This is a genomic window from Blastococcus sp. KM273129, assembly GCF_021698995.1.
In the GTDB taxonomy this organism is placed as follows: Bacteria; Actinomycetota; Actinomycetes; order Mycobacteriales; family Geodermatophilaceae; genus Blastococcus.
The window spans coordinates 105,937-111,186 of sequence record NZ_SSXB01000014.1 but is presented as its reverse complement, the minus strand read 5'-3'; the positions used below and the strand labels follow the sequence as shown (position 1 = coordinate 111,186).

The 5,250-nt window shown below is 72.5% G+C and carries 2 protein-coding genes and 1 pseudogene; all 3 read left to right on the top strand.

Annotation, left to right across the window (positions count from 1 at the left end):
• Positions 1 to 434 precede the first annotated feature (434 nt).
• The gene (locus E9565_RS06585) at positions 435 to 1,991 is read left to right on the top strand and encodes a methyl-accepting chemotaxis protein (RefSeq protein ID WP_374201723.1); all 1,557 of its coding nucleotides are present in this window, start codon (positions 435 to 437) and stop codon (positions 1,989 to 1,991) included.
• A gap of 361 nt (positions 1,992 to 2,352) precedes the next feature.
• A pseudogene (locus E9565_RS06580) lies at positions 2,353 to 3,763 on the top strand (methyl-accepting chemotaxis protein).
• 351 nt (positions 3,764 to 4,114) lie between these two features.
• The coding region (locus E9565_RS22340; protein WP_236828470.1) for a methyl-accepting chemotaxis protein at positions 4,115 to 5,250 on the top strand (1,136 nt) is incomplete at its 3' end.

Here is a 5,250-nt window from a genome sequence, read left to right as displayed (position 1 = left end):
CTCCACGGCGGCGGACTCGACCACGCAGGCGCTGACCCAGACCCGCACGGCGGTCGACGAGCTGTCCCGGATGGCCGCCGACCTGCGCACCACCGTCGGCCGCTTCACCTACTGACTGACGCACCACACCGCGGATCCCCGAGGCGGGGGTGCCCGGCCATCCCGGTCGGGTGCCCCCGCCTCTTTCTCGCTTTGCACGGTCGACATGTCGGCGGACGGAGGAATGGTGACGCGGCTATTTCGTGCGATGTCTGCGACACGGGTTTCTCAGCGCTAAGGAATGGTTCGGGACGGGCGACCATCCCCGTGTACGAGCACCATTCCGGAAGGCACGGGCGGGGCACGCCGGCCCACCCGCACGAGAACGGGGACACCACATGTCCGCACGACGGCACTGGTATCGCGATCGCGGGATCGGGACGCGCATCTTCGCGGTGAGCGCGGCCCTCCTCATGGGCATCGTGGCCGCCACGGTCACCGGCATCAGCGGGACCCAGCGGGTCGCCGACCTGCACGCCGAGGCCCGCGACGCCGTCGCCGCCCAGCGCGCCGTGGAGGCGGCCCGCTACGACCTCCTCTGGGCCGCGAACTGGCAGAACATCACCGCCTGGAAGGCTCGCGTGGAGGGTGGCGCCACCGCGGCCGCGCCCGACGGGGACAACGTGGCTGCCTACCGCGACGGCGCCGCCGGCTTCGAGGCGCTGTTCGACCTCGACCGGAGCCTGCTCGACGCGGACGCGCGGGCAAGCCTCGACGTCATCCAGCAGAACTGGACCGTCATGAGCGACTACAACGAGCAGATCTTCCAGCTCTGGGCGCAGGGCCGGCTCGACGAGGGCGACGCGCTCTCCACCGGCGAGAAGTGGGACGTGTTCTACGTCCTCGACCAGGCGATGGTGGAGCTGGTCGAGTCCGTGGACACCCGTGTCGCCGTCACGGAGGCGGCGGTCGCCGACGCCCGCAGCGAGACCCGCCTCGTGTCGGTGCTGGTCGCGCTCGCCGCGGCGCTGCTGGGTGCCGGCCTCGCCTTCCTGGTCTCCCGCGGCATCGTCCGCGGCATCCGCGAGGTGCAGGGCGCGCTGCAGCGGCTGGCGGAGAACGACCTCACCGTCCGCCTCCCCGTCCGCGGGCGCGACGAGGTGGGCCAGATGGCCGAGGCGCTGAACACCGCGGCGGGGGGCATGGCCGAGACCGTGGCGCAGATCGTCGGCTCGGCCGGCGCCGTGGCGGCGTCGGCCGAGGAGCTGAGCGCCTCCTCGGCGCAGATCGCGTCGTCCGCCGAGGAGACGAGCGCCCAGTCCGGCGTGGTGTCGTCGGCGGCCGACGAGGTGTCCCGCAGCGTGGCGACCGTGGCGGCGGGTGCCGAGCAGATGGGCGCCTCGATCCGGGAGATCTCGCAGAACGCCGCCGAGGCCAGCGAGGTGGCGGCGCGGGCGGTGACGGCGGCGGAGACGACGACGGCGACGGTGGCGAAGCTGGGGGAGTCCTCGGCGGAGATCGGCAACGTCGTGAAGGTCATCACCTCGATCGCCGAGCAGACCAACCTGCTGGCGCTGAACGCCACCATCGAGGCCGCCCGGGCCGGGGAGGCCGGCAAGGGCTTCGCGGTGGTCGCCAACGAGGTCAAGGAGCTGGCGCAGGAGACGGCGAAGGCAACCGAGGACATCGCCAAGCGGGTGCTGGCCATCCAGGGCGACACCACGGACGCGGTGGCCGCCATCGAGGAGATCTCCCAGATCGTCGCGCAGATCTCCGACCGGCAGACCACCATCGCCAGTGCGGTGGAGGAGCAGACCGCGACCACCAGCGAGATGTCGCGCTCGGTGCAGGAGGCGGCGGGGGGCACGACCCAGATCGCCGAGAACATCACGAGCGTCTCCACGGCGGCCGGGACGACGACCCAGGCGCTGAGCCAGACCCGCAGCGCCGTCGACGAGCTGTCCCGGATGGCGGCCGACCTGCGCACCACCGTGGGCCGGTTCAGCTACTAGAAGGACCCCCGTCCCCCTCACCCCTCGCAGGCTCGGGGTGAGCCTCTGGACGGGGGGCGCCCGACCTGCTGGCCGGGCGCCCCCTGCCGCTCCCGCGGCCATGTCGACACGCGGGCCAGAGGTGACCGCGAATGCATTGTCGACACGTCAATTCCGTACCCGAATCGTTGTCCTGCACCATTTTCCGACACGCCGTGGAATGGTCGACAGGGTGCGGCGGCGACCCTAGCTTCTGCCCCGGAGCCGGGTCGACGACCCTGCCACCCAGAAACTGCGCCGGCCGGTCGTCCGGGTGCGCAGAAATCCACCTCGAGAACGGGACACACCAGTGGCACTCAGCGCACGGCGCGCGACCGGCGGGATGTCGGTATCCGGCAAGATCCTCAGCTCTGTCTCCCTGGCGGTCCTCGCCGGCGTCGCGGTCGGCGCCGTGGGCGCCGTCTCCCTGGGCGACGCGGCAGGCAAGGCCGACGCGAGCTACCGGGAGAGCACCCAGGCGCTGGTCCAGGTCGAGGAGATGCGCGCGCAGCTCCTCACGCTCCAGCTCAACCAGACGGCCCTGCTGCTGCCGAACGTCAGCCCCGAGAACTCCCGGACGTGGGCGGAGGGCGCCGTCGCGGCCGGCGAGGCGTTCTCGGCGGCCGGCGCCGGGTACCTCCGGACGGCTCCGACCGCGGCGCAGGAGGGCCTCGCCCAGGAGGCCCTGGGCACCTACGACGCCTGGTCGGAGGTCTACGCCCAGACGCGCGCGGCCTACAGCGCGGGTGACGCCGCTGCAGCAGGCACGCTGTACGCCCAGTCGGCCCAGCTCATGGACCAGCTGACCGGTGAGATCGCCCAGCTGCTCGACTCGGAGATCGTCGAGGCCAGGGCCGCGGCCGAGGACGTCAGCGCCACCAACGACCAGGGGCGCACGCTGCTCGTCGTCCTGCTGGCGATCGGTTCCGCCATCGCGCTGACCGTCGGGTGGCTGGTGGCGCGCAGCATCCGGCGCAACCTGCAGAAGGTGCAGCACGTCGTCCAGGGGCTCGCCGAAGGCGATCTCACCCGGGAGACCGGCATCCGGCAGAGCGACGAGATCGGTGCCATGGCCACGGCCCTGGACGCCGCCCAGGAGAGCCTGCGCACGGTGATGGCGTCGGTCGTCGCTTCCGCGGACGCGGTGGCGGCCTCCTCCGAGGAGCTGAGCGCCTCCTCGGCGGAGATCTCCTCGTCGGCGCAGGAGACGTCGGCGCAGTCCGGTGTCGTGGCCGGGGCGGCCGACGAGGTGTCGCGCAACGTGCAGACGGTCGCCGCGGATCACGAGCATCGCGGAGCAGACCAACCTGCTGGCGCTGAACGCCACGATCGAGGCCGCCCGCGCCGGTGAGGCCGGGAAGGGTTTCGCGGTGGTCGCGAACGAGGTCAAGGAGCTGGCGCAGGAGACGGCGAAGGCCACCGAGGACATCGCCAAGCGGGTGCTGGCCATCCAGGGCGACACCACCGCGGCCGTCTCGGCGATCGAGGAGATCTCCCAGATCGTCGCGCAGATCTCCGACCGGCAGACCACCATCGCCTCGGCGGTGGAGGAGCAGACGGCGACGACCAACGAGATGAGCCGGTCGGTGCAGGAGGCCGCCGACGGCGCCGGTCAGATCGCCGCGAACATCGCGAACGTCTCGGGTGCGGCGGACTCGACCACCCAGTCGCTGACCCAGACCCGCCAGGCCGTGGACGAGCTGTCCCGGATGGCCGCCGACCTCCGGACGACGGTGGGCCGGTTCAGCTACTGACCGCGGGCGGGGGTGCACCCCGCAGCCCCCGAGGGGCGGTGACCGGTTCGCCGGGCGCCGCCCCTCGGCCGTTCGCCGGCCGGCTCCGCTCGCGGCCACCTGGACCCGGCCCCACCCGGTGCACACCGCGCATGCGCGCCGATCCGACCGGGCGCATCAATCGGTCGCCGAGTCGACACGGAAAATGCGTCTGCCGACAATTCTCCGGCGCGCACCGCGACACGGTAGGAATTCCGCCCGTCGCTCATCCGTGGCGCTCTACCTTCCTGGCGTCAGAAGGACGGGCGCACCGTTTCGGCCGAGGAAGCCCGAGCCGAGCGCCATTCACCACCACCGCCCGGGAGTAATGCCATGTCCGCCGCCACCACCGCACCAGGCGCCGGCCGGGCCGGCTGGTTCGCCAGCCGGCCCGTCGGGCTGAAGATCGGCGCCGCCCTCGCCGTGCTGGTCGTCGTCGCCGTCTCGATGACCGTCATCGCGGTCACCCGGATCGGCAACCTGAACACAGCCGCCGACCGGATCAACGGGAACGTCGTCTCCCTCGCCGAGCTCGCCAACATCCAGCGGTCGTGGCAGGGCGACCGGTCCCGCTACAACACCTACCCCCTGGCCGACGCGCAGACCCGGCAGGCGCTGCGGGCGGACCTGGCCGAGCGCCGGACCACGATCGACGGCCAGCTGGACGCCTACGCCGCCGTGACGGTCAACCGCGAGGCCTTCGACGAGTTCCGCGCCACGGTCGAGGACTACTACGCGATCGCCGACGCGCAGCTGCTGCCGGCCGCCGACGCGGGTGACATCTCGACCACCACCCGGGTCATCACCGGCCCGCTGCAGGACCGGTCGGACGTCCTCATGGACCAGTACAACGAGATGCAGGAGCGCCGGGTGGCCGCCGGGCAGGCCGACACCGACGAGGCGCACTCCATCGCCTCGGCCGCGGTCGTCGTGCTGTGGACGGCGCTCGCCATCGGGGTCGCGCTCGCCGGTGCGCTCGCGCTCTACGTCGTCCGGCAGATCGTCCGCACGGTCCGCTCGGTGCAGACCTCGGTCGAGGCCCTCGCCAACGGCGATCTGACCGTGCGCCCGGACGTGACCTCCGGTGACGAGCTGGGCCGGATGGCGCAGGCGCTCGCGGTTGCCCAGGACAACCTGCGCGACGTCCTGGCCTCGGTGGCCGGCTCGGCGGACGCGGTGGCGGCGAGCAGCGAGGAGCTGTCGGCGTCCTCGGCGCAGATCTCGGCGGGTGCGGAGGAGACCAGTGCGCAGTCGGGTGTGGTGTCGGGTGCGGCGGAGGAGGTGTCGCGCAGCGTGCAGACGGTGGCGGCGGGTGCCGAGCAGATGGGGGCGTCGATCCGGGAGATCGCCAGCAACGCGGCGGAGGCCTCCGAGGTGGCGGCGCGGGCGGTGACGGCGGCGGAGACGACGACGGCGACGGTGGCGAAGCTGGGGGAGTCCTCGGCGGAGATCGGCAACGTGGTGAAGGT